This window comes from Ewingella sp. CoE-038-23 (assembly GCF_040419245.1).
Lineage (GTDB): Bacteria > Pseudomonadota > Gammaproteobacteria > Enterobacterales > Enterobacteriaceae > Ewingella > Ewingella allii.
In genome coordinates this window covers 3477158-3497748 of the sequence record NZ_JAZHOH010000001.1, presented here as the reverse complement: position 1 = coordinate 3497748, position 20591 = coordinate 3477158, and the positions used below count along the sequence as shown (strand labels likewise).

Genomic DNA, 20591 nt, shown 5'->3' with positions numbered 1-20591 from the left:
CGACGTGAAAGCGAGAGGTAAGCGACATGAGTAACGTACTGGCGTTCCGCCAACCAGACACAGTAAGGCCGGAGGCAACCGGTAAGGGGTTTGCCCTCATGCATAGACAATTCATGGACAGCAAGCTTTACAAGGACTCTCAGGCGGTTCACCTGTGGCTTCACTTCGTGATGAAAGCCAACTATGAATCAAAGCAAGTTCAAACTGATATCGGCAGCATCATGATAGGGCGCGGTCAGTTTCTCACTGGGCGGCCGACACTGGTTACTGAGACTGGCATTTCAGATAACAAAGTGAAGAGTTTGTTGGAGACATTCTCCCGAAACGGGATGATCACCAAGGAGTCATTCGGGCGCAATTTCACTCGAATAACACTGGTCAAATATGATGAGTTTCAGTCAATTTTTAGTCCAAAGGAAATCCAAGAAAAGTCCAACGGAGAGCCGCTTGTGGCAAGGCTGCAAGAGGTGGTTAATCCAACGGAAATCCAACGGAAATCCATAACTAAAGAATTAACTAATAACTCTATTACTAACGTAATAGAGACTCCATCATCCGCCGCCACACCTGAAAAGAAAAAACCGTCATTCAGTTGTGAAGATGTGATTGATGCCTATCACGAGATTCTCCCTGAAGCGAAAGCCATCAGAGCAATCAGCGACAAGCGCAGAAACCTGATTCGCACCTTCTGGTCGAAAGCCAGCAAGATAACCCGCCAACTTGATGGGCAGCCATTCACGCTAGACAGCTGGAAGGCATACCTAGGCTACATCTCAACAAACTGTCGCTGGATGCTTGAAGACCGACCTGATGCGCGTTCTGGAAAGACGTGGCACAAGAAAGGCCTTGAGTACTTCCTGAATGACGAAACTTACCTACTGGTCAGAGAGGGAGACAAGGATGACCGATAACCTGATGCTTCCCCCGCATAGTGTGGAAGCAGAGCAAAGCGTGCTGGGTGGCCTGATGCTGGATGATGGGAGCGACCGCTGCCAGAAAGTGTTCTCTACTCTGCGTTCTGAATCGTTTTACAACCGACCACACCGAATCATCTACGACGAACTTCGCAGCTTGAATTCCCAGCAGCGACCAATCGACCTGATCACCGTTTCAGACTCTCTGGAAGCTAAAGGCGAACTGGATACAGTAGGAGGTTTCGGATATCTGGCCCAACTTCAAAAGAGCACCCCAAGCGCGGCAAACATCGTGAACTACGCAACAATCGTTCGCGACAGAGCCATGAAGCGTTACGGGATTGAGAAGGCAAATAAAATCACTGAGCTGTTTTACGCCAATGACGGCATGACGGCAGAAGAGAAGTTTGAGGCGGCGCAGAGTCTCTTCACCCAAATCACCGACCATGCAAAGACTGGAAGTGTTCGCGGTCTGCGTAAGTTCAGCGACGTGTTCGAGGACTGGTGTGATGTTGTAAGTGATCGCCTTTCTGGAGAGCAGAGCGCCATAGGCCTAACAAGCGGCATTCAATCACTGGATGACATGCTTGAGCCTAAGCGCATCGTGAAAGGGTCGCTGTTCGTTGTTGGTGCCAGACCAAAGATGGGAAAGACAACGCTCTATCTCAAAATGGCTATCAACTGCGCAATCAACGAGAACCTACCGGCACTAGCCTTCAGCCTTGAGATGCCTGACCTGCAACTTGCAGAGCGGATGATCACCCAAATCTCTGGCGTTTCCAGCAAGAACTTCTATCTCGACGGCTACGATGACAACCGGTTCGCACTGGCATCTGCCAAGGGGCTTGATTTGGCAACCAACGGTAACCTGTACATCGATGACACGCCGGGCTTGTCATTGGCTCATATCGTTTCAGAGTGCCGCCGTATCAAGCGTGAGCGAGGTGTGGTTGGAATGATTCTGGTCGATTACCTGACGTTGATGAAAGCCGAGAAGGCTGACCGCAACGACTTGGCATACGGCATGATCACCAAGGGACTGAAGAACCTTGCCAAAGAGTTGGATTGCGTCGTCGTTCTCCTGACTCAGCTTAACCGCGACCTTGAGAAGCGAACCAACAAACGCCCCTTACCAAGCGACTCACGTGACACAGGACAGATAGAGCAGGACTGCGACTACTGGCTGGGAATTTACCGCGAAGGTGCTTATGACGAAGACGCCAATCAGCAAGAAACCGAGCTTCTTCTAAGGCTTAACCGTCATGGAGAAGGTGGTGTGGTTCACGTTGAGCAGCGCCATGGAGCTATCTACGACTGTGATCAGGTTCAGGCGCGCAACCGTGCAGCTGAAAATGAGAAGAAGTCAGCCAAAAAACAAGGCGGTTTCTGATGGAAGAAAATTCACGTTTACCAGAATCAGTAATTCTGACCCTGCTCACCGACCCATCATTCAGCGTGTGCTTAGAACGCTGCATGGAAGAGGATGAGCTGATAACAAATTTCTGCCGCATCTACGAAGTGGAATTACCTAAGGCACCGCGCCATGGGATTGAGGCAATGATTGATGAGGCTACCGGCTATCGCAAAGACTGCTTCGACAAGTTTCTCACTGCATTCATCCCATTTGTCTACCGCGTAGTTTATCTGCCACTCAAATCCCAATCTGCGCTGTAATTTCGCCGCATCACTAACAAGAGACGAAGGCTACGAAGCCTTTCTTTAGGAGAAGAATATGTTCAGCTTTAAAAACGCCCTACTGGGTTGCCTGGTTTTCACTGCCGGCGCGGTAATTATGGTCGCGCTACTTTCATTTGCCTCATGGCAAAACTTTTTTTACGGCATTAGTTGGGGCTTGGTTCGCTATGTATTTGGCGTGTGGTTTATCGCTTTTGCATTTGCAGCAACCTGCAGAATTTACCAACTGATTAAATCCCGCCAGCAGAAGGTGAAGTCATGAGAGAAGAATTTGAAAAGTGGCTATGCCAAGAATACGAATGGGGAAATGACGCACTGAATGCAGCTCATTTTTGCGATGGCAAGTCACCTAGCGATTCCTACTACATGGGCGGTGATTTTTATTTCGACGGGCATTCGTGTTCAGAGGCTTTGTTTTGGGCTTGGCGCGGATGGCAGGCAAAAAGCATAGGAATCGAGGTTGCTCTTCCTAAGGAAATCATCACCAAAGACCATGGGCTAGTCATTTCGAAAGAAAAGACGATGGCCGCTCTGGCATACAACGGAATCAAGGTGAAATCATGATGGACAAAAACCGAGAAGCGTTTGAAGCGTGGTGCATTAATCAATGTAACTACGACACATCCAAGAAAGACCGAACCGGCAGTTATCGCAGCATTCGCACAACGCTAGCCTTCAAGGTGTGGATGGCATCCCTGCAGGCGATTGAGGTTGATTTGCCAACCAAATTGCCAGAAGAAGAGCTTACAAACCTATCCTACAACCTTGGCTTAGAGCACGCAGCCGTAGCCATAAAACATGTCGGCATTCGAGTAAAGGGGAATGAAGAATGAAGCTAACAAGCGAAGAGCGGAAGTCCATGATTGAGCGCCGCTACGTTTCAGACATGAATCACCCCATCGAAATGTCATCACTGGTTCTAGATGTCAGGCGTAACGCAGGAGGTTTCACGGTGGTTCATCAACTGGGAACGTGCACTCCGGTGTACACTGCACTGACAAAATACCTGAATCGATTCCCTTACCAAATGGAGCAGGAGAACCCATGAAAGAGCTTAAAGAATTTACCGTAGAGCGCCTATCTGAAATAGCAATGGACGCATACGAAGCTGACCCGTCCAACGATGAGATGCAATCACTAGCCAAAATAGCGCTGACGGCTAAGCAGGCTAAACCCGTGGCGATAACTGACAGGGGTGAGGTTTATGGCCTTGCTGAATCAGGTTGGGTGGGTAATTTCATGCCACCTGATTATAAAGGTGTTGATGAAGGTGATGAGGTCTATCTCTACACCACACCACCACTCAACCATACCGAGCAGCACATGGTGGTTCCTGATGGGTGGATTAAGTGCAGTGATAGAAGCCCTATCGACAATGGGATCTACATCTGCTGGGATGGTCATGCCGTAAAAACCTACGCATTCCTGTTTGGAAATTGGCAAGCAAACCAATTCATTTTGCCAAATATTACACACTGGATGCCGCGCCCCGCCGCCCCTAAACCGGAGAGTGAATGATGCAGAAAATGGAATCATGCTATCGGTGTGGAGAGCGGAAAGAAGTCGAGAGATTTCGGCCCGGTCAAAACTACTGGAACAGGTTATGCATTCGCTGCGAGCTATCCCCCTCCGGTGCGATGCCGATAAGAGAGACTGACGAGCACTGGACACTGGAGGTGGCAAGTGGACAAACAAACCTACCAACTACGAAACCAACAAATCCTCAATAACGCAATAAACCACCTCCGCAACACTCCGCTTAATCCAGAAAAACCTTACTTTGTGACCATACAGGAAGCCACGCGCTCTCTATCACAGAACGCGAAGCTTTGGTCTTGCCTGTCTGACATCAGCGAGCAGGTTGTTTGGTATGGGCAGAAGCTCAACACCGAAGACTGGAAGCACATGCTTACAGCATCACTGAAAGGCCAGCGTTCCGCGCCGGGCATCAATGGCGGCTTCGTCGTGCTGGGGCAATCAACCAGTCGCATGACCGTTGGTGAGATGAGTGAGCTTATTGAGTTGATGAGCGCTTTCGGCACCGAGCATGGCGTCAGGTGGTCTGACGAATCCAGATTAGCAATTGAATGGTCAGCCAGATATGGCGACAACAAGAGGGCAGCATAATGAATTGTGAGAAAGAAAGATTCGAAAGTCACCGCGCAATGGTTCGCGATTACGCAAAAAAAATAATAGCTTTAGCGCCAGTGATGTAGAGCGGCTGTTAAACATATCCAGAACATCAGCTAAAAACCTCGTTAATCGCTGCATCAACTTGGGCGACATCTACCGTTCAGGAAGTGGACGAGGAAGCTCGCTTTGGCTTAATGAGGATAAATTCATTAAGTACGGCCTGGAGAAAGAAATGCAGAGGCAGGCCAATCGGAAGAGAAAGCCAGCATTCAAAGTAACCGACATGGACACCCTGATATTCCTCAGCAAGAAACGCCCATCAGGCACCAACACAATATTCGAAGAGTGCAAGCAGAACAGCGCAATGCTTCTTCCAGTTCTTCGCACAATGGCAGCAAGGAGAGTGGCATGAAAGATTATTCAGCAATGAGCGACTACCTGATTAACCAGCATGTGGCAGAGTCCTTGCCGGGCAAGTATCTCTATTATGCAGATTATATTTGGGATACCGAAGAGGAGAAAAAATTCGAGCCAACATCATCATGGGCAGATGCTGGGCCGATTATTGCTGAGCAGGGGATAAGCTTGCTGATGTACCGCAGAGGAAAGCGGAAAGCATACCCAGCAAGCCAAGGAATGCTAAGCCCGTGCGAATATCAAGATGAAAATCCACTCCGCTCCGCAATGATTTGCTACCTCATAATGAAAGACGCGGAGAAAGGCCATGGCTAAATCAACGTGGTTTACTCACGAAGTAATGACCACCCAGCAAGCCGAAGACCTCATCAACAGCTACACCCTCCGAAACATCCAAACCTCAAAGCAATTATCCGCTGATTACAAAGGCTGGTATGTCTCTGCTTTGTTACCTGAATTCAACAATGAACCACGACAAAGCTGGACGTGGCAGAACCCTATGTGGAGATAAACGTGACCACAAAACATGATGCAGGGAAATGGAGATTTAGCCTCATCCCATTCAGCGCACTGAGAAGCGTTATATCGGTACTGGAGTTTGGGGCTACCAAGTACGCGCCTGACAACTGGAAAACCGTTCCTGATGCGCGGAAAAGGTATTTTGACGCATCAATTCGCCACATCACAGCTTGGTGGGATGGAGAACGGCTAGATGAAGAGAGTGGTGAGCATCACTTGGCACATGCCATCTGCTGCCTGCTGTTTCTTTTATGGATTGATGGTGGCGGCGATGAGTGACGAACCAACATGCGCCGGATGCGGCATCCCACTAAGCCCAGATGAAGTTTACGCCTGTGCTGACTGTAGCGATTGGTGGGCTATGAATGGTCTGGATATTGAGAAGGAGAAGGGTGATGGCGAACCTAAGAAAAGAGGCTAGAGGTCGTGAGTGCCAAGTCAGATTGCCCGGCATCTGCAATGGCAATAGCGAAACCGTCGTTCTGGCTCATTACCGAATGGCTGGGATATGCGGAACCGGAATGAAACCTGCTGACCTATTCGGCGCGTGGTGCTGTTCAAGCTGTCACGATGAGATAGACAGGAGAACAAGACTAACTGACGCGGGAGAGGCGCATATGGCTCATCTTGAGGGCGTCATTCGCACACAGGCTGTGCTTCTTTCAGAAGGGAAGGTGAAGGCATGAGTGAATATCGAATAGAGCTACCCTGGCCGCCCGGAAACAACCATCTCTTCTCAGTGTTTCGAGGTCGAAAGATAAAAAGCAAGAAAGGCAGGGAATACACAGCAGCAGTAATCAAGCAAATCACCGAAGCAAATCAGCAGTACAACCTCACCGGCAAGCTCAAAGTAAAAATCTCAGCATATCCACCAACACGCGCCCGGCGTGACCTAGACAACCTATTAAAAGCGCCACTCGACTCACTCACACAGGCCTGCGTAATTGCAGATGACAGCCTGATTGATGACGTGCGCATGGTCCGCTGCGAAGTGGTGAAGGGCGGTCGGTTGGAAATATTAATTACAGAATTGGAGGTTTCGTGAATGAGTTGGCTCTTTTCGCAGGCGCTGGCGGAGGAATACTCGGCGGCCACCTGCTCGGATGGAACACAGTATGCGCAGTTGAACGTGATGCCTACGCCGCACAAGTTTTGGCGCAACGACAAAACGATAGAATTCTCAAACCTTTCCCGATTTGGTCTGACGTGTGCAGTTTTGACGGAAAACCATGGCGAGGAGTTGTTGATGTCATTTCTGGCGGCTTCCCATGCCAAGACATCAGCGCAAATGGAATTGGTGCCGGCATCGAAGGAGGGCGATCAGGATTGTGGAGTGAAATGGCAAGAATCGTCGGTGAAGTACGACCTAGGTTCGTGTGCGTGGAGAACTCACCTCGACTTAGAAGAAAAGGGCTTGCCGTGGTCGTTAGTGACCTTGCCGAAATGGGGTATGACTGTGAATGGTTCCGTCTATCAGCATCAAACTGCGGAGCGCCCCATGAAAGAGACAGGATGTGGATTGTGGCCTACAGCAAAGGCAACGATCCGAGGAGACTGTCCAGCAGAAAGGTTACGAAGAACTCCGGACTTACCCAGCGCGATAAAGATGCGCCCATTACCGGATGGGTCGGAGCCTTGCCAGAATGGACAACTGAATCCGGACTGGGTCGAGTGGTTCATGGGATGGCCCATCGGGTGGACAGAATTAAAGCCCTTGGCAATGGACAAGTTCCAAGAGTGGCGGCAGCAGCATTCAGCATGCTTGGTAAAAAATAAGGAGGCAGCATGAAGGAATTAATCACCAAACTCCTATCTCTATTCACCCCTATCAATCCTGAAATAGCGCCAGTTAAAGGCATCCAGTCATGGGATGCCAATCCTAGAAGGAGAAAGTCATGAGCCTAGAATCTTCAGTGAAGTATCACTTTGCAAAGACAGCTAACTTTACCGGCATGCCTCCTGCGACTCGCTCAGATGCTCTTACTGGCACAGATCAGATGGCGGCAATGGGAATGGTTCAGTCTATGGCCCCGATGGGGTTCAGCGCTTTCATGGGGAAGGTTGGAGTTAGCAACTACGACGCAGAACGCGCCGTATCGCTATTAACAGATTATGCATTACAAACTTGCGACAAGGTTGCAGCCTTACGCAAACTCGATACGGATGTTAAACCACTGGTGGCGCAAACTCTCGCAACTTATGCGTACATGGATTATTGCCGGGCAGCATCCAGCAAAAAGCCATGCGAATGTTGTAAGGGAGAGGGGTTCATTGAGGCTGATGTATTCAGCAATAAATCCCACATGCCAATGCGATCACGTGAGTTTGTGAAAGCTTCGGTGAAAATGGGAGTAGAAGGCTTTATCCCATCGGCATATGAGGCCCATCGCGAAGTTAGAGAAACCGTCAGGGTTTTGTGCCAGGAGTGCAAAGGCAAGTGCGTGGTGTCTACAGCCTGTAGTGATTGTAATGGACGTGGTCAGGCGATTAATCGGGAAGAAACTAAGAGGCAGGGCGTTCCGGTTAAGCATGATTGTAAGAGGTGCGGGAGTCGAGGGTTTGAAAGAATCCCATCGACTGATGCTCACCGAGCGGTTTGCGAAGTTACCGCTGCTATCAGTCTCGACACATGGAAGAAGTCCGTTAAGCCATTTTATGACGCCCTTATCACTAAGCTGGAGGTTGAAGAGGCATGGGCAGATAGCGCCCTAAGGAAGGTTACTGCATAGCGAGTGAAAATATTGTGCATTAATTTATCGATAACTATTTACTTTTCCCGAACCTGTGTTATTGTTTCCTAACACTAGAAATCCGTGAATCTGTTACGGTGAGTGAAAAGCATAATGAAAGCCCTTGCAGAGATGTGAGGGCTTTTTAGTTTCTGCGCAACAGGTAAGAGCATTGACTAATGACGGGGTCATATCCCAACCCATTAGTGGCGTCGTTGCCCACCGCCGCTAAGTGCTCTTTCCGTTGTGGTGAAGTACAAGATGACAGTGCTAATGAATCGGGGACATCAGAACCCTTGAGCCGGGTTATATGGGGACGGCAACAACGCGACTTTAGCCACCACACAACTAACCTGCTACCTCAGGAATCGGTCGTAACCCTGACGCCGGATAAACGTAACCGGCAAGCATCTTTAGCCTCGCACTTGCGGGGCTTTTTCAATTTAGAGCCACGCCAATCAGCGACCCTTAAACCCTTTCTCCATGTGGCGGCGGCTCTATTCCCTATGACCACACGCCCAGCTCGAATAACGAGAGGGGGAGACTATGAGAATGGACAAACTAACTACTGGCGTTGCATACGGAGCATCGGCGGGTAGCGTCCTGAACGGCCTGTTAAACACATTTAGTCCGGATCAGTGGAATGCTATCGGCGTTCTGGCGGGTATCAGCGTTGCGATACTCACCTACATGACGAACCTGTATTTCAAAATCAAAGAAGATCGCCGCAAAGAACTGAGAGGTGAGTAATGGCAATGTCACCATCACTGCGCAAAAGCTTACTTGCTGCGTCAGGCGGCGGTGCAATTGCGATAGCCACCATTCTGGTATCTGACTTAGAGGGCGTTCGCTACGAGCCTTATCAGGACGTGGCTGGCATAACTACCGTTTGTTATGGGCATACCGGACCAGACATCATTCAAGGCAAGCGATACACGCCTGATGAATGCAAAAGGATGCTAGACCGTGACTTGCTCCCATTCGCCAAATCTGTTGAGCGTTCTGTAAAGGTTCCTGCTACCGAATACCAGAAAGCAGCACTCATCAGCTTCAGTTACAACGTAGGCTCACGGGCATTCGAAAACTCATCTCTGCTGCGCAACCTTAATGCCGGCAATTACTCCCAAGCCTGTGAAGGGCTGAAGGTATGGATTTATGCTGGCAAAAAGAAGTGGAAGGGCCTGATGAATCGCCGAGCCATTGAGCAGGAAGTCTGTGAGTGGGGGCAGAAGTGAGCAAGATTAGACTAACCCCCATACTGATAATTATCATGGCATGCTTGCTCTTTGGCGTCAGCTATTACCAAGGCCAAGTCGCAAAGCTCAAGCATGATGTTGCCGAAATATCTCAGGTGGCAAAAGAGCACCAAGCCACCATCGACCTGATGACGGCCAGAAACAAGCTGGCCGCTGAACTCGACATCAAATACGCAAAGGAGCTAGCAGATGCCAAATCTGAAAATGACAGGCTTCGTGCTGATGTCGAGTCTGGCGCTAAGCGCCTGCGGATCAACGCTACCTGCAAAGCGCCAAACGCCTCCGCCACCTCCAGCGTGGATGATGCAACCAGCCCCAGACTTAATGACTCCGCTCAGCGGGATTATCTCAATCTCAGAGAGCGAATCGGAACAGCCACAAAGCAAATAGCCGGGCTGCAAGATTACATCACCAACATCTGCCTGAAGTGATTACAAAGCGTCTGCATGTCGGGCGCTTGATAATGACAAGGCACCTGCAATCGGTGAAAATAAAACGCATAATCACAAAAAATAAATCCGATGGTATGCAAATGAAAATCATCAATAGAAAAGAATTTCTAGACCTTCCAGCCAATACGCTCTTTAGCAAATACGAGGAATGCTCATTCGGGCCCATTGAGATCAAAGGCGATACCGCCGTTGGTATAGATTTTCTAAGCCAGCAAATAGCAGATGCTATTGATGATTCAAGTGAAGATAGATTCGACATCCTTATAGAGGCTGAAAAATCAGGATCTTCCTTCAGAATGGACTTGCATTGTGAGTACCGAGATGGGTTTTTTGATAAAGACCAATTGTTCGCTGTCTGGGAAAAAGAAGACGTGAAAATGTTGATAGATAGGCTTAACGAGTGCCTATAAGCAAGCCGCCCTCGGGCGGTTTTATTATTTGGAGCCATTAATGACTCAGAAGTGGAATATCACAGTCGAGACACAATCAGGTGAAACCTACACTGGAGCAATGACGCGCCAGCAACCTGAAATAGTGAATGGATTCGTAGCTATAGCCACAGAGAGCGGTGAATGGAATTACCTGAAGCCTGACACCGTGACTCGCATGCACTTCGCGCCAGTGGTTGATAAGCCTGTAGAAGTCGCGCCAACACCAGAGGAAGGGAGAGATAATGAAGACATCGACACTGACCTACAAAGTAAGCCTGAAGCCAAAGATGAAGTGGGTTCTATTTCTGGCGGCGGTGCTTCACTGGAACTGGCTGGCGGGCAAATGCTTCACCCATGAAGTAGTAACTGGCGAATATGTGATTTTATAAAGCTCTGTCAAGCGCAACCATAATGGCGATACACAGAATTTTATATAGGTTTTGTAATGCTAGCGTGTCACCTAATCACGGGATGATACTTCGCGAAATAGAGGAATGTTCTAAATGGCACTAAGTAAAGAGCAGCAGGCAACTTACTTCATGATGAAGGGTGTCATTTCTGAGCTTCCAGGCGAGCAAAGAAAAAAGATTGAAAGCCTTCATAAGAAGATAGCCAGCATCATTAAAGAAGATCACGAAGAGGGAGTGACTGCAATGACGCTCCTGATTCTAGAGCTAACAAAAAACCTGAAGGAATAGACAATGGCAGGTCTGACAATTAAGCAAGAGGCTTTCTGTCAGGCATACATCGAAACGGGTAATGCTTCAGAGGCTTATCGGACGGCGTATGCTGCTGACAAGATGAAACCTGAGAGCGTGAACCGTAAGGCCAAAGAACTTTTGGATAACGGCAAGATTGCGGCAAGGGTGGCTGAATTACAGGGAGATATTAAGCAGAGGCACAATGTAACGGTTGACTCACTCCTGGCCGAGCTTGAAGAGTCGAGACAGAAGGCATTGAGTGCTGAAACCCCTCAGTCATCAGCAGCAGTGGCCGCAACAATGGGCAAGGCTAAGTTGGTAGGTTTGGACAAGCAGATTATTGACCACACCTCTTCAGATGGCACCATGACCACCAAGCCTACCGTTATCCAACTTCTCCCTGTTGAGCCAAAATGATGAGTGACGCCGTTCAGCTGCCAATCCCTGCAAAACTTGCTCCGCTATTCACTGCCATAAATAAGCGTTATCGCTGCTCACACGGTGGTCGTGGCTCCGCTAAGACCCGCACCTTCGCCATGATGACGGCCGTTAAGGCGTATCAGGCAATGATGAATGGTCAATCCGGGGTAATACTCTGCGCTCGTGAGTTCATGAACTCGCTTGAAGAGTCAAGCATGCAGGAAGTTAAGCAGGCGATACTCGGCGTTCCTTGGCTGGCATCCCACTTTGATATTGGTGAAAAGTACATTCGCACAAAAGATAAGAGCGTTAGCTATGTCTTCGCAGGCTTGCGACATAACTTGGACAGCATCAAGTCTAAGGCTCGAATCCTGCTGTGCTGGGTTGATGAGGCTGAGTCTGTAAGTGAAATTGCATGGCAGAAGCTAACACCTACCGTCCGTGAAGAAGGTTCTGAGGTTTGGGTGACATGGAACCCAGAACGAGACGGCAGCGCCACAGACAAGAGATTCAGGAAAGAGGCTGGCGAGGACTGCATAACCGTTGAGATGAACTACACGGATAACCCTTGGTTTCCTGATGTTCTCGATGGTGATCGTCTTAACGACATGCGCAGGCTCGACCCATCGACCTATGCATGGGTTTGGGAAGGCGCATATCTGGAAAACTCGGATAAGCAGGTTCTTGCAGGTAAATATCGAATTTCAGAGTTCTCGGAAAATCTGTGGAAAGAAGCTGATCGACTTCACTTTGGTGCCGACTTCGGCTTCGCCAAAGACCCGAACACACTTGTTCGCTCATTCATCCTCCATAACCGTCTCTATATCGAATACGAGGCGTACGGTAAGCAAACAGAGCTTGACCATATGGCTGACCTATATGACACCATTCCAGAAGTTCGTAACTGGCCCATCAAGGCGGATTCTGCGCGACCAGAAACTATTAGCTATCTAAAGCGCCAAGGCTTTGACATATCCGCCGCCGATAAGTGGCCCGGCAGCGTTGAAGACGGCGTTGCTCATCTGCGTGGGTTTGACGAGATAATCATTCACCCGCGCTGCAAGAACGTAGCCTTAGAGGCTCGCATGTGGTCATACAAAACTGACCGCATAACTGGCGAAGTACTGCCAAAGCTTGCTGATGGGTTTGAACACTGCTGGGATGGCATTCGATATGGCCTTGACGGGCACATTAAGCGCAAAGCTCAAATGGTCGGAATGATGATTCCTAAGAGGCTACAAGGTAAGTGAGTTGAAATTAAATTCTCCTTTAAATTAAAGAAAATAGATTTTCCGCCGAAATTAAATCTAGTTTTCAAAAAAAAGGAGAGGAAATGGAAAGCTGGTTTGCTTCATATGAAGTTTTGACTCGTGATGGGCAGCGAGGCAAGGGTCATGGTTTCTTTCAAAGAAATCCTGACGAATCGATTGAGAATTTGGCTAAAAGAATCCTCACGCAGATAGCAAAAGACAGAGGATGCGATCCGGACGGGGCAGTTATGATTTCATTCAATCGCCTATAATTTACAAAATACATCAAGGTCGCCAAGGCGGCCTTTTTTATTGCCTGAACCCCACCAAACGGACACAGCATGAACAACAAACTACAACTCGCAGTGAATCACGCTATCAGTGATGCACGGCTTGCTCGTGCCCGCATGGCAATGGTTAACCCATCCATGGGGCTTGATGCAAAGCGCAGTGCCGCATGGTGTGAGTATGGATTCAAGGAAGAGTTGACCTTTGAAGACCTGTACAAGCTTTATCGACGCGGCGGCATTGCATATGGCGCCGTGACTAAGATCATCTCTCACTGCTGGAAGACTAACCCCGAAATAATCCAAGGCGACAAGAAGGATAAGTCTAAGCCTTTAACGCCATGGGAATCATCAATCAAGCAGGTTTTCAATAGCCGGTTGTGGAAAGTATTTAGTCAGGCCGATGGGCGTCGCTTGGTTGGTCGATGGTCTGGAATCTTGCTTCACGTTCGTGACAATAAGGCGTGGAACCTGCCAGTTGTTAAGGGTAAGGGGCTGGCAAAGATTTCAGCCGTGTGGGCTGGCGCCCTTAAGCCATACGAGATTGATACTGACATCAACTCCACGGCTTATGGCCAGCCTAAAATGTGGGAATACACCGAGAGCCTGCCTAATGGCGCAAGCCGACGCGTCCAGATTCACCCAGACCGCGTGTTCATTCTTGGTGACTACTCAGAAGATGCTATCGGGTTCCTTGAGCCTTCGTATAACGCATTTGTGAGTTTAGAGAAGGTAGAAGGCGGCTCGGGCGAATCATTCCTCAAGAACGCAGCAAGACAGCTAAATATCAACTTTGACTCCGGTATCGACTTCAACAACCTTGCGTCGATATATGGCGTATCGGTCACTGATTTACAAGAGAAGTTCAACGAGGCCGCTGTAGAGGTTAACCGTGGTAACGATGTCCTCCTGACCACTCAGGGCGCCAGCGTCACGCCTCTGGTTACTGCCGTTGCAGACCCATCACCAACCTACGACGTGAACCTTCAGACCGCATCGGCAGGCGTGGACATTCCCGCCAAGGTTCTTGTAGGAATGCAGACGGGTGAGCGGGCCAGCACTGAAGACCAGAAGTATATGAACTCTCGATGCCAGTCTCGCCGCAACAATGAGCTGTCATTCGACATTGAAGACTTCGCGCAAAAGTTAACTGATTTGCAGATCATCAACCCAGTGCCAGAGAAGGCGGTTATTTGGGATGACCTCAACGAGCAGTCTTCTTCCGACAAGCTTGATAGTGCAGCGAAGATGAGCACCATTAATCAGACGTCTTTGGCTTCTGGTGTCGAAGTGTTCAGCGTGGAAGAGATACGGACAGCCGCAGGTTTCGAAAACGATGCTGACAAGCCTCTTGGTGAATTAGAAGAGGATGAAGATGATGAGGAAGCAGAAGCCGGCAATACTGCCGCGTGATAACGGCGACCCGACCGGACTCGACCCGCTAGAAAGAAAGGCGATGAAAGACTTCGCCAGGCGATTAAAGCAAATCGGTAAAGCATACGCATCAGCAGTAGAAAGAATCCCCGCAACACTCTCAGTAAATGCCAAATACACCTACCAACTTGACCCATATCTTCTTTCGATGGTTCTGGATGATTCCAGCCTTCTGGTGGATTCGGTCTTGCTAGATGGTGGGCAAAATAATCTCTGGTTTAACGATGACTACATTGATCCTGCTTCGATAAGAGGAACTGCGCAGGCATACGTGAACCTCAGCCAGCAATCGGCAGTTTACTTGGCTGCCAAAGAATCCCTTCAGACCATACTCCTCAGCTCACCATATCAGCGCCGAATGGCATTGGTATATGCACGAGTATTCGAAGAAATGAAAGGCTTTGCTGCTGACGTTAAGCGCGACATGGCAAGGGTTCTTACAGATGGCATTGGGCGAGGGCTAAACCCGAAAGAGGTTGCTAGAAATCTTCGCGATCAGGTTGGCGTAGAAACCCGCCGTGCAAACACAATTGCCCGCACTGAGATAACTACAGCTCTTCGCCGCGCCAGATGGGATGAAGCAGACGATGCCAAATCAAGCCTTGGCCTGAAGGTGATGCTTCTGCATTTTTCAGCGCTTAGTCCAACCACTCGGCAGTCACACGCAATCAGGCATGGACATCTCTACACCACTGATGAAATTAGAGAGTGGTATGCAACCGGCGCGAATGCCATTAACTGCAAGTGCACTCAGGTTGAGGTTCTTGTCGATGACAAGGGCGTACCGCTCAACTCAAGCATTATCGAAAAAGCCAAAAATGAGTTTGATAGCCAATGGAAGAAGATGGCTGCCAACAGTTCAACATGTCAATGCTGCTCTCTTGCGGCGTGATGAGGTCCCTCAATGACAATGCAAGTCAACATCACCACCAAGGTGAATAGCAAGTCTATTCGCCGAGAGGTTTACAACAACAAAGAGCACTGGGTTCTGCCTAGCTACACGCTACCCGCCAACGTTGTGATGAACGGTGGTCTTTATACCGCAGAGCAAATCGACGCTCACTATACGGGCCTAGAGGGGACGTTAGCGCCATTGGGCCACCCAACGCTGAATGGCGAATTCGTATCAGCCTTCTCTCCAGAGGGTATCAATCAGGGCCATATCGGCGCATGGAACCGCAACGTCAAGAAGGCTGGCAACCGAGTCTATTTAGAAAAGTGGGTGGATATCGAAGTTGCCAAGCAGTCTGAAAAGGGGCGTGAGTTCTTAGAGCGCGTTGAAGCCATTGAGCGTGGTGAAGATGTTCCGCCAATTCATACCAGCATGGCCGCATTCCTGAACGAAGACGAGCCAACCGATGAGCAGGCAGCCACCGGCGCTAAATGGGTTGCAGACATTGTGAAGATGGACCACGACGCCATCCTACTTAATGAAGTTGGGGCGGCAACACCAGAGCAGGGTGTTGGTCTCATGGTTAACGCTGACCTTGCGACACCAATTAAAGCCAATACTGGCGCCCTGATTGGTGAGTCATATCGTGAACGTGAAAGTCGATTAGACCGTGCTGCTAAAGAACGATTCGCAATTGGTAGCGACGACTATGCATGGGTAGCTGATTTTACCGACACGCAAGTGGTCATTATCACCAACGGCGGCGCCGCCCAGATTTACGGATACAAGAGCGAAGGCGGAAAAATAACCTTCGATGACGCTGGGACAGAAGTTGCCCGTCAGGAGTCTTGGGTAGCCGTAGTAACGAACAAATTCCTATCAATTTTTAAACCGCAGGAGAAACCTGCAACCAACTCGGAGGGCGATATGCCTTTAACCACAGAAGAGAAACAAGAACTGGTGACTGAAATCGGTAAAGGCCTCGCCGCTAACTTTGCAGAAGCGTTGAAGCCGATCACTGATAAGGTCGAAGCCTTACAGGCTAACCAAAATAAACTGTCCGAATCTCTGACAGCTAACAGCCGCGCTGAAGAGAAAGTTAAGCGCGACGCAGTGGCCGCAAAGTTTGGCGAGGTTGTCGCTAACTCCCTGTCAGGTGAAGCACTGGAAACCATGTTTAAAGAACTTGGCGAGCCAGCGCCTCTGGGCACCAACAGCGGCCAGGCTCAAACAGAAACTGGCGCGCCTGACGCAACTAAATATTTCTAAGGGGAATGATAATGGCTTCTCGCTATCGTCGCGTTAACATCGACGGGCAGTCCTTATACAAGACTGAAACCCGCATCACCGCCGCTGCTCTTTTGCCCGGCACCGCCGCAGTAATTAATGCCAATGAGGCGTTCGCTCAGGCAACCGCTTTAAAATGCCGAATCTACATTATCGACAGCGCTTACCACCAAGGTCTTAACATCCGAGAGGCTGTTCCTGTTGGTGACTCTGCCGTGGGCAACTACGTAGAAGAGGGGCGTGAACTGGCTCTGCTCTGCATGCCGGGCGCCTACAAAAAAGACTCTCCGATTAAGCTTGGCGCGAATGGTCAGTTCACCTTGGCAACTGCGGACACCGATTCGGTGATCGGCTACAGCCAAGATGAGGCCACCATTGCAGCAAGCTCTACCGACTTCATTCGCGTACGCATGCGCGTTGGCACTGTTGCTGCCGCTCCGGCTGCCTAATAAGGAAAATATATGTATTTCTCTAAAGAAACACTGGCTGCAAACAGTCGTCTTGGCGGTCACTGGAATGAGCTGTGGGCGCACCGTAACATCTGGAACTCGCAAAACAACGCGATGATTGCAGCGAACCGAGCGCACCTCACGGCTGATATGCTTGCTGCAAACGCAGTTGACGGCCTAAGTCGTGACTTCTGGGCTGAAATTGACCGTCAGATTATCCAGTTGCGCGATCAGGAAGTTGGCATGGAAATCGTCAATGACCTCATGTCAGTCCAAACGATTCTGCCTGTCGGTAAAACAGCCAAACTGTACAACGTGATCGGCGATATTGCTGATGATGTTTCAATCAGTATTGATGGTCAGGCGCCGTTCTCGTTCGACCACACAGAGTACGCGAGCGATGGTGATCCAATTCCTGTGTTCACCGCTGGTTATGGCGTTAATTGGCGTCACGCAGCCGGTATGAGCACAGTTGGGATTGATTTGGTTCTCGACTCCCAGATGGCAAAAATGCGCAAGTTCAACCTGAAACGCGTTAACTACTATCTGAATGGTGACGGCAATATTTCAGTGCAGGGCTATAAGGCTCAAGGCCTGAAAAACCACCGCAACACTAAGAAGCTGAATCTTGGTTCAGGCGCAGGTGGTGCAAGTATTGACTTGACCAGCGCTACCCCTACTCAGTTGATTGAGTTCTTCGGTAAAGGCGCTTTCGGCTCTCTGGCACGTACCAACAAAATTGCACAGTACGACATCATGTGGGTGTCTCCAGAAATCTGGGCAAACTTGGCACAGCCATACGTGGTCAACGGCGTTATTAGTGGAAACTTGCTTCAAGCTGTTCTGCCATTCGCCCCAGTCAAAGAAATCCGTCCAACGTTTGCACTGACAGGTAACGAGTTCCTCGCTTATCAGCGCCGTCAGGATGTGGTCTCACCTCTAGTCGGCATGGCGGTTGGCGTTGTGCCATTGCCTCGCCCGCTACCAAACGTTAACTACAACTTCCAGATCATGTCTGCTGAAGGCCTGCAAATCACCGCAGATAGCCAAGGCCTGTCTGGTGTTGTCTACGGCGCCGTATTGGCATAAGGGGTTAGCATGGCTAAGTATGAAGTTATTCGACCATGGAACGGCGTGAAACAGGGTGATGTTATTGAGCTTAAAGCCTTGCACCCGGCGCTGGCGTCAAATGTCAGACTGATGACTGGAGAGGCTGGCGGTGAATTAAAACCAGCAACACCTGATTCATCCAGTGCCGCAAAAGATCGGAAAGCAAAAATTCAGGAACGACTCACCGAGTTGGGCATTGAGTTTAAAGGCAATCTCGGCGCCGACAAGTTAGCCGAGCTACTGCCGGAAGGTGAGCTAGAAAAGCTCTTCCCTGAAGAATAAGCCGCCAAGTTTGAGCGGCTTTTTTAATGCCCTTTTCGGAGGGCTTTATTCTGGAGTCAGTCATGTTAACCATAGAGCAGGCGAAGGAATATCTTCAGTCCGTTGGTATTACAATTCCCGATTTCGTTCTTCAGGCACTGGTTGATCAGGCCAATAGCATTCAGGAGTGCTTGGAAGCTAATTATCCGGCATCTACAGCACTTCTCATTCAGCTTTACCTACTTGGATTGATGGGGCTGGGGCAGGGCGATAAATATATCAGCTCTCAGACAGCCCCGTCAGGTGCCTCGCAGTCATTCAGATACCAGTCGTTTGGCGATAGATGGAAAAGCTCTCTCTCATTGCTTCGTGGGCTGGATAAGAAAGGCTGCGCCACTTCCCTGATACCGCCAGACCCAACGCAGAATTCATTTGCTGGCATCTGGATTGGCAAGGGTGGATGCATGTGTGGAGGAAAGTAATGGCAAATTGCATCGGTTACCCCTATTCGAAGCTTGAGGTTGAAGTGACCTACGACATCGGAGAAGGGAATCAGGTTTATGCGGAAACGCTAAGGCCTGATGAGCATAAATTTCGCTTCTTTGATTGGCTTGGATTCAGCAACCAGACGCCACCTGAATTCGTCGTTCTAGCTGATGGCGACTTCATCAGGTCGTTGTATGTGAAGAGGGTAACCATTCGCAGGTTCAAGAAGTGCGCAGAGGGTGACTGCCCAGATCAATTTAGCGAGTATCAGTTGTGAGCGCCTTAATGAGGTGGAGCTGCACAGCTGTAGCCACTTATTGGAAGCAGTTAGGGATTGGCGAGAATAGCGACCCGATAGGTTATGCGGCACCAGTGCAAATACTCTGCGACTACGGAGGTGATGCTACGGCGCGGCTTGGTTCTATTGGTGTTGAAATCAACATCAAGAACACTTTCTGGACTGAGTTCGCTGAGGCTGAGAAGGGTGATTACATTCTCATTGGCCCATCGGATAACCCTGACCCTGTTGAAGCTGGCGCAGATGAGGTTATGCACGTCGTGAGATGGGCTGACACCTTTGACCGCACGGCAGACGACTACGGGATCATCACTGGAGTCTGATATGGGAATCAAGGTTAAAGGAGTAAGAGAGGCCCAAGAGAAGCTTAATGCTGTAGTTGGTGACATCACCGGGCGCAAGGCTGTAAGGGCGATGACAGGAGCTTTGATAATCATCGGCTCAGAGGCTGATGCGATAACGCCAGTTGCCACATCTACACTGGTCAATTCCCAATTCAGGGAGCTATCAGTAACCGGAACAAGAATAACCGGACGCATAGGTTACTCTGCAAATTATGCGGTATACGTGCACGAGGCGAGCGGCAAACTCAAAGGGAGGCCAAGACCCAAAAAGAATGGCGTGGCTCAGGGTAATTACTGGGATACGGGCGGTGAACCTCAGTTCCTTGAGAAGGGTGCGGAGCGTGGAAAACCATCGGTTGATGCCTTCATCAAAAAGGAAATGCAGTTATGAATCCTCCGATGTATCGCCGCGTCAGGGATTGGCTCGTTGATTCTGGCCTGACGACTGGTTTCACCGTACAGACTTTGGTGTGGACGGATAGCGGGAAGCTAAGTGACGCCTTTGTCGTGTTCCGGCCCAACAATGGCACAGCCATCCAGCAAGGCCTTGGCGCTGACCATTACGTGCTGATTGATGTGATTGGCGCGAAGGGTAGGAACGGGCAAGCTGAGGATGTGGCGAGTGCCATTATCGACTTCATCCAATCCAACCCCATGCCTAATGATTGCATCGGTCATGTCCAAAATATGGGCGGCTTCCCATCACCTGTCTTAACGACTGAAGGCCGAATGGTTTTCAGGATTCAGTTCTCAGTCACCTACGGCGAATAACAGCCGACAAAGTTCTCAGGTCGCCAGATGGCGGCCTTTTTTTATACCTAAAAAC

37 protein-coding genes are annotated in these 20591 nt (G+C 49.6%); all 37 read left to right on the top strand.

The features are described from left to right. Positions 1-26: 26 nt before the first annotated feature. Positions 27-911 carry a DNA replication protein gene (locus V2154_RS16755; RefSeq protein WP_353503115.1) on the top strand — a complete coding sequence of 295 codons (885 nt, stop codon included), beginning with the start codon at positions 27-29 and terminating at the stop codon, positions 909-911. Beyond that, positions 901-2304 carry a DnaB-like helicase C-terminal domain-containing protein gene (locus V2154_RS16750; RefSeq protein ID WP_353503114.1) on the top strand — a complete coding sequence of 468 codons (1404 nt, stop codon included), beginning with the start codon at positions 901-903 and terminating at the stop codon, positions 2302-2304. The genes V2154_RS16755 and V2154_RS16750 overlap by 11 nt, the downstream gene beginning before the upstream one ends. Then, a complete protein-coding gene (locus V2154_RS16745) occupies positions 2304-2588 on the top strand; it encodes a hypothetical protein (RefSeq protein ID WP_353503113.1) in 285 nt (94 codons plus the stop codon). The genes V2154_RS16750 and V2154_RS16745 overlap by 1 nt, the downstream gene beginning before the upstream one ends. Before the next feature lie 58 nt (positions 2589-2646). Next, positions 2647-2871 carry a hypothetical protein gene (locus V2154_RS16740; protein WP_353503112.1) on the top strand — a complete coding sequence of 75 codons (225 nt, stop codon included), beginning with the start codon at positions 2647-2649 and terminating at the stop codon, positions 2869-2871. Further along, positions 2868-3173 (top strand): phiTE_015 family protein, encoded by a 306-nt coding sequence (locus V2154_RS16735; RefSeq protein WP_353503111.1) that lies wholly within the window; start codon positions 2868-2870, stop codon positions 3171-3173. The genes V2154_RS16740 and V2154_RS16735 overlap by 4 nt, the downstream gene beginning before the upstream one ends. Then, positions 3170-3442: a phiTE_015 family protein gene (locus tag V2154_RS16730; RefSeq protein ID WP_353503110.1), complete on the top strand. Its 273-nt coding sequence runs from the start codon at positions 3170-3172 to the stop codon at positions 3440-3442. Before V2154_RS16735 ends, V2154_RS16730 begins: the two co-directional genes overlap by 4 nt. 211 nt (positions 3443-3653) lie before the next feature. Continuing rightward, a complete protein-coding gene (locus V2154_RS16725) occupies positions 3654-4127 on the top strand; it encodes a DUF551 domain-containing protein (protein WP_353503109.1) in 474 nt (157 codons plus the stop codon). Continuing rightward, positions 4124-4339, top strand: a complete 216-nt coding sequence (ninD, locus tag V2154_RS16720) for a protein NinD (RefSeq protein WP_353503108.1) — start codon at positions 4124-4126, stop codon at positions 4337-4339. Before V2154_RS16725 ends, ninD begins: the two co-directional genes overlap by 4 nt. After that, the gene (locus V2154_RS16715) at positions 4293-4736 is read left to right on the top strand and encodes a recombination protein NinB (RefSeq protein ID WP_353503107.1); all 444 of its coding nucleotides are present in this window, start codon (positions 4293-4295) and stop codon (positions 4734-4736) included. Before ninD ends, V2154_RS16715 begins: the two co-directional genes overlap by 47 nt. 414 nt (positions 4737-5150) lie before the next feature. After that, positions 5151-5474, top strand: a complete 324-nt coding sequence (locus tag V2154_RS16710) for a phage protein NinX family protein (RefSeq protein ID WP_353503106.1) — start codon at positions 5151-5153, stop codon at positions 5472-5474. Beyond that, positions 5467-5670, top strand: coding sequence for a hypothetical protein (locus V2154_RS16705; protein ID WP_353502658.1), 204 nt, complete (start codon positions 5467-5469; stop codon positions 5668-5670). Before V2154_RS16710 ends, V2154_RS16705 begins: the two co-directional genes overlap by 8 nt. 2 nt (positions 5671-5672) lie before the next feature. Then, the gene (locus V2154_RS16700; protein ID WP_353502657.1) at positions 5673-5957 is read left to right on the top strand and encodes a dATP/dGTP diphosphohydrolase domain-containing protein; all 285 of its coding nucleotides are present in this window, start codon (positions 5673-5675) and stop codon (positions 5955-5957) included. Beyond that, positions 5872-6099, top strand: coding sequence for a protein NinF (locus V2154_RS24920; protein WP_437342009.1), 228 nt, complete (start codon positions 5872-5874; stop codon positions 6097-6099). Before V2154_RS16700 ends, V2154_RS24920 begins: the two co-directional genes overlap by 86 nt. Next, complete coding sequence (locus V2154_RS16695) at positions 6074-6364, top strand: DUF1364 domain-containing protein (protein WP_353503105.1); 291 nt, start codon at positions 6074-6076, stop codon at positions 6362-6364. The genes V2154_RS24920 and V2154_RS16695 overlap by 26 nt, the downstream gene beginning before the upstream one ends. After that, a complete protein-coding gene (locus V2154_RS16690) occupies positions 6361-6723 on the top strand; it encodes a RusA family crossover junction endodeoxyribonuclease (protein WP_353503104.1) in 363 nt (120 codons plus the stop codon). Before V2154_RS16695 ends, V2154_RS16690 begins: the two co-directional genes overlap by 4 nt. After that, positions 6720-7454 carry a DNA cytosine methyltransferase gene (locus tag V2154_RS16685; RefSeq protein WP_353503103.1) on the top strand — a complete coding sequence of 245 codons (735 nt, stop codon included), beginning with the start codon at positions 6720-6722 and terminating at the stop codon, positions 7452-7454. Before V2154_RS16690 ends, V2154_RS16685 begins: the two co-directional genes overlap by 4 nt. A 119-nt stretch (positions 7455-7573) precedes the next feature. Then, entirely contained in the window at positions 7574-8407 is an 834-nt protein-coding gene (locus V2154_RS16680; protein WP_353502653.1) for an antitermination protein, read from the top strand. A 546-nt stretch (positions 8408-8953) separates the two neighbouring features. Then, positions 8954-9157 (top strand): class II holin family protein, encoded by a 204-nt coding sequence (locus tag V2154_RS16675; protein ID WP_353502652.1) that lies wholly within the window; start codon positions 8954-8956, stop codon positions 9155-9157. Beyond that, positions 9157-9642, top strand: coding sequence for a lysozyme (locus V2154_RS16670; protein WP_353502651.1), 486 nt, complete (start codon positions 9157-9159; stop codon positions 9640-9642). Before V2154_RS16675 ends, V2154_RS16670 begins: the two co-directional genes overlap by 1 nt. Continuing rightward, on the top strand, positions 9639-10094 hold the full coding sequence (locus tag V2154_RS16665; RefSeq protein WP_437342008.1) for a lysis protein: 456 nt from the start codon (positions 9639-9641) through the stop codon (positions 10092-10094). Before V2154_RS16670 ends, V2154_RS16665 begins: the two co-directional genes overlap by 4 nt. A 101-nt stretch (positions 10095-10195) precedes the next feature. Further along, a complete protein-coding gene (locus V2154_RS16660) occupies positions 10196-10525 on the top strand; it encodes a hypothetical protein (RefSeq protein WP_353502649.1) in 330 nt (109 codons plus the stop codon). 40 nt (positions 10526-10565) lie between these two features. Next, positions 10566-10904 (top strand): hypothetical protein, encoded by a 339-nt coding sequence (locus V2154_RS16655; protein ID WP_353503102.1) that lies wholly within the window; start codon positions 10566-10568, stop codon positions 10902-10904. Between the two features lie 145 nt (positions 10905-11049). Then, complete coding sequence (locus V2154_RS16650; RefSeq protein WP_353502647.1) at positions 11050-11244, top strand: hypothetical protein; 195 nt, start codon at positions 11050-11052, stop codon at positions 11242-11244. 3 nt (positions 11245-11247) lie between these two features. After that, a complete protein-coding gene (locus tag V2154_RS16645; RefSeq protein ID WP_353502646.1) occupies positions 11248-11664 on the top strand; it encodes a terminase small subunit in 417 nt (138 codons plus the stop codon). Continuing rightward, positions 11664-12917, top strand: a complete 1254-nt coding sequence (locus tag V2154_RS16640; protein ID WP_353503997.1) for a PBSX family phage terminase large subunit — start codon at positions 11664-11666, stop codon at positions 12915-12917. Before V2154_RS16645 ends, V2154_RS16640 begins: the two co-directional genes overlap by 1 nt. 83 nt (positions 12918-13000) lie before the next feature. Continuing rightward, positions 13001-13189, top strand: a complete 189-nt coding sequence (locus tag V2154_RS16635; RefSeq protein ID WP_353502645.1) for a hypothetical protein — start codon at positions 13001-13003, stop codon at positions 13187-13189. Positions 13190-13258: 69 nt separating this feature from the next. Further along, positions 13259-14617 (top strand): anti-CBASS protein Acb1 family protein, encoded by a 1359-nt coding sequence (locus V2154_RS16630; protein WP_353502644.1) that lies wholly within the window; start codon positions 13259-13261, stop codon positions 14615-14617. Further along, positions 14580-15530, top strand: coding sequence for a phage minor head protein (locus V2154_RS16625; RefSeq protein ID WP_353502643.1), 951 nt, complete (start codon positions 14580-14582; stop codon positions 15528-15530). The genes V2154_RS16630 and V2154_RS16625 overlap by 38 nt, the downstream gene beginning before the upstream one ends. A gap of 12 nt (positions 15531-15542) precedes the next feature. After that, positions 15543-16799 (top strand): hypothetical protein, encoded by a 1257-nt coding sequence (locus tag V2154_RS16620; RefSeq protein ID WP_353502642.1) that lies wholly within the window; start codon positions 15543-15545, stop codon positions 16797-16799. Positions 16800-16810: 11 nt separating this feature from the next. Beyond that, a complete protein-coding gene (locus V2154_RS16615) occupies positions 16811-17266 on the top strand; it encodes a gp53 minor capsid family protein (RefSeq protein ID WP_353503101.1) in 456 nt (151 codons plus the stop codon). Positions 17267-17278: 12 nt separating this feature from the next. Next, positions 17279-18355: a major capsid protein gene (locus tag V2154_RS16610; RefSeq protein WP_353502640.1), complete on the top strand. Its 1077-nt coding sequence runs from the start codon at positions 17279-17281 to the stop codon at positions 18353-18355. Between the two features lie 9 nt (positions 18356-18364). Next, entirely contained in the window at positions 18365-18658 is a 294-nt protein-coding gene (locus tag V2154_RS16605; RefSeq protein WP_353502639.1) for a hypothetical protein, read from the top strand. A 62-nt stretch (positions 18659-18720) separates the two neighbouring features. Then, complete coding sequence (locus V2154_RS16600) at positions 18721-19119, top strand: DUF7370 family protein (protein ID WP_353502638.1); 399 nt, start codon at positions 18721-18723, stop codon at positions 19117-19119. Beyond that, on the top strand, positions 19119-19400 hold the full coding sequence (locus tag V2154_RS16595; RefSeq protein WP_353502637.1) for a hypothetical protein: 282 nt from the start codon (positions 19119-19121) through the stop codon (positions 19398-19400). The genes V2154_RS16600 and V2154_RS16595 overlap by 1 nt, the downstream gene beginning before the upstream one ends. Next, positions 19397-19744 carry a hypothetical protein gene (locus V2154_RS16590; protein ID WP_353502636.1) on the top strand — a complete coding sequence of 116 codons (348 nt, stop codon included), beginning with the start codon at positions 19397-19399 and terminating at the stop codon, positions 19742-19744. The genes V2154_RS16595 and V2154_RS16590 overlap by 4 nt, the downstream gene beginning before the upstream one ends. 1 nt (position 19745) lies before the next feature. Then, on the top strand, positions 19746-20156 hold the full coding sequence (locus V2154_RS16585; protein ID WP_353502635.1) for an HK97 gp10 family phage protein: 411 nt from the start codon (positions 19746-19748) through the stop codon (positions 20154-20156). Then, positions 20153-20536 (top strand): phage tail termination protein, encoded by a 384-nt coding sequence (locus V2154_RS16580; protein WP_353502634.1) that lies wholly within the window; start codon positions 20153-20155, stop codon positions 20534-20536. The genes V2154_RS16585 and V2154_RS16580 overlap by 4 nt, the downstream gene beginning before the upstream one ends. Positions 20537-20591: the final 55 nt, after the last annotated feature.

What these genes read in the sequence shown, in the direction of transcription:
- ninD (WP_353503108.1), top strand. Translation starts at nt 4,124, where the DNA reads ATGATGCAGAAAATGGAATCATGCTATCGGTGTGGAGAGCGGAAAGAA.
- V2154_RS16680 (WP_353502653.1), top strand. Translation starts at nt 7,574, where the DNA reads ATGAGCCTAGAATCTTCAGTGAAGTATCACTTTGCAAAGACAGCTAAC.
- V2154_RS16605 (WP_353502639.1), top strand. Translation starts at nt 18,365, where the DNA reads ATGGCTAAGTATGAAGTTATTCGACCATGGAACGGCGTGAAACAGGGT.
- V2154_RS16625 (WP_353502643.1), top strand. Translation starts at nt 14,580, where the DNA reads ATGATGAGGAAGCAGAAGCCGGCAATACTGCCGCGTGATAACGGCGAC.
- V2154_RS16740 (WP_353503112.1), top strand. Translation starts at nt 2,647, where the DNA reads ATGTTCAGCTTTAAAAACGCCCTACTGGGTTGCCTGGTTTTCACTGCC.
- V2154_RS16650 (WP_353502647.1), top strand. Translation starts at nt 11,050, where the DNA reads ATGGCACTAAGTAAAGAGCAGCAGGCAACTTACTTCATGATGAAGGGT.
- V2154_RS16750 (WP_353503114.1), top strand. Translation starts at nt 901, where the DNA reads ATGACCGATAACCTGATGCTTCCCCCGCATAGTGTGGAAGCAGAGCAA.
- V2154_RS16635 (WP_353502645.1), top strand. Translation starts at nt 13,001, where the DNA reads ATGGAAAGCTGGTTTGCTTCATATGAAGTTTTGACTCGTGATGGGCAG.
- V2154_RS16585 (WP_353502635.1), top strand. Translation starts at nt 19,746, where the DNA reads ATGGGAATCAAGGTTAAAGGAGTAAGAGAGGCCCAAGAGAAGCTTAAT.
- V2154_RS16620 (WP_353502642.1), top strand. Translation starts at nt 15,543, where the DNA reads ATGACAATGCAAGTCAACATCACCACCAAGGTGAATAGCAAGTCTATT.
- V2154_RS16645 (WP_353502646.1), top strand. Translation starts at nt 11,248, where the DNA reads ATGGCAGGTCTGACAATTAAGCAAGAGGCTTTCTGTCAGGCATACATC.
- V2154_RS16615 (WP_353503101.1), top strand. Translation starts at nt 16,811, where the DNA reads ATGGCTTCTCGCTATCGTCGCGTTAACATCGACGGGCAGTCCTTATAC.
- V2154_RS16670 (WP_353502651.1), top strand. Translation starts at nt 9,157, where the DNA reads ATGGCAATGTCACCATCACTGCGCAAAAGCTTACTTGCTGCGTCAGGC.
- V2154_RS16730 (WP_353503110.1), top strand. Translation starts at nt 3,170, where the DNA reads ATGATGGACAAAAACCGAGAAGCGTTTGAAGCGTGGTGCATTAATCAA.
- V2154_RS16745 (WP_353503113.1), top strand. Translation starts at nt 2,304, where the DNA reads ATGGAAGAAAATTCACGTTTACCAGAATCAGTAATTCTGACCCTGCTC.
- V2154_RS24920 (WP_437342009.1), top strand. Translation starts at nt 5,872, where the DNA reads ATGAAGAGAGTGGTGAGCATCACTTGGCACATGCCATCTGCTGCCTGC.
- V2154_RS16595 (WP_353502637.1), top strand. Translation starts at nt 19,119, where the DNA reads ATGGCAAATTGCATCGGTTACCCCTATTCGAAGCTTGAGGTTGAAGTG.
- V2154_RS16735 (WP_353503111.1), top strand. Translation starts at nt 2,868, where the DNA reads ATGAGAGAAGAATTTGAAAAGTGGCTATGCCAAGAATACGAATGGGGA.
- V2154_RS16600 (WP_353502638.1), top strand. Translation starts at nt 18,721, where the DNA reads ATGTTAACCATAGAGCAGGCGAAGGAATATCTTCAGTCCGTTGGTATT.
- V2154_RS16630 (WP_353502644.1), top strand. Translation starts at nt 13,259, where the DNA reads ATGAACAACAAACTACAACTCGCAGTGAATCACGCTATCAGTGATGCA.
- V2154_RS16655 (WP_353503102.1), top strand. Translation starts at nt 10,566, where the DNA reads ATGACTCAGAAGTGGAATATCACAGTCGAGACACAATCAGGTGAAACC.
- V2154_RS16610 (WP_353502640.1), top strand. Translation starts at nt 17,279, where the DNA reads ATGTATTTCTCTAAAGAAACACTGGCTGCAAACAGTCGTCTTGGCGGT.
- V2154_RS16660 (WP_353502649.1), top strand. Translation starts at nt 10,196, where the DNA reads ATGAAAATCATCAATAGAAAAGAATTTCTAGACCTTCCAGCCAATACG.
- V2154_RS16580 (WP_353502634.1), top strand. Translation starts at nt 20,153, where the DNA reads ATGAATCCTCCGATGTATCGCCGCGTCAGGGATTGGCTCGTTGATTCT.
- V2154_RS16705 (WP_353502658.1), top strand. Translation starts at nt 5,467, where the DNA reads ATGGCTAAATCAACGTGGTTTACTCACGAAGTAATGACCACCCAGCAA.
- V2154_RS16710 (WP_353503106.1), top strand. Translation starts at nt 5,151, where the DNA reads ATGAAAGATTATTCAGCAATGAGCGACTACCTGATTAACCAGCATGTG.
- V2154_RS16755 (WP_353503115.1), top strand. Translation starts at nt 27, where the DNA reads ATGAGTAACGTACTGGCGTTCCGCCAACCAGACACAGTAAGGCCGGAG.
- V2154_RS16675 (WP_353502652.1), top strand. Translation starts at nt 8,954, where the DNA reads ATGAGAATGGACAAACTAACTACTGGCGTTGCATACGGAGCATCGGCG.
- V2154_RS16725 (WP_353503109.1), top strand. Translation starts at nt 3,654, where the DNA reads ATGAAAGAGCTTAAAGAATTTACCGTAGAGCGCCTATCTGAAATAGCA.
- V2154_RS16640 (WP_353503997.1), top strand. Translation starts at nt 11,664, where the DNA reads ATGAGTGACGCCGTTCAGCTGCCAATCCCTGCAAAACTTGCTCCGCTA.
- V2154_RS16695 (WP_353503105.1), top strand. Translation starts at nt 6,074, where the DNA reads ATGGCGAACCTAAGAAAAGAGGCTAGAGGTCGTGAGTGCCAAGTCAGA.
- V2154_RS16690 (WP_353503104.1), top strand. Translation starts at nt 6,361, where the DNA reads ATGAGTGAATATCGAATAGAGCTACCCTGGCCGCCCGGAAACAACCAT.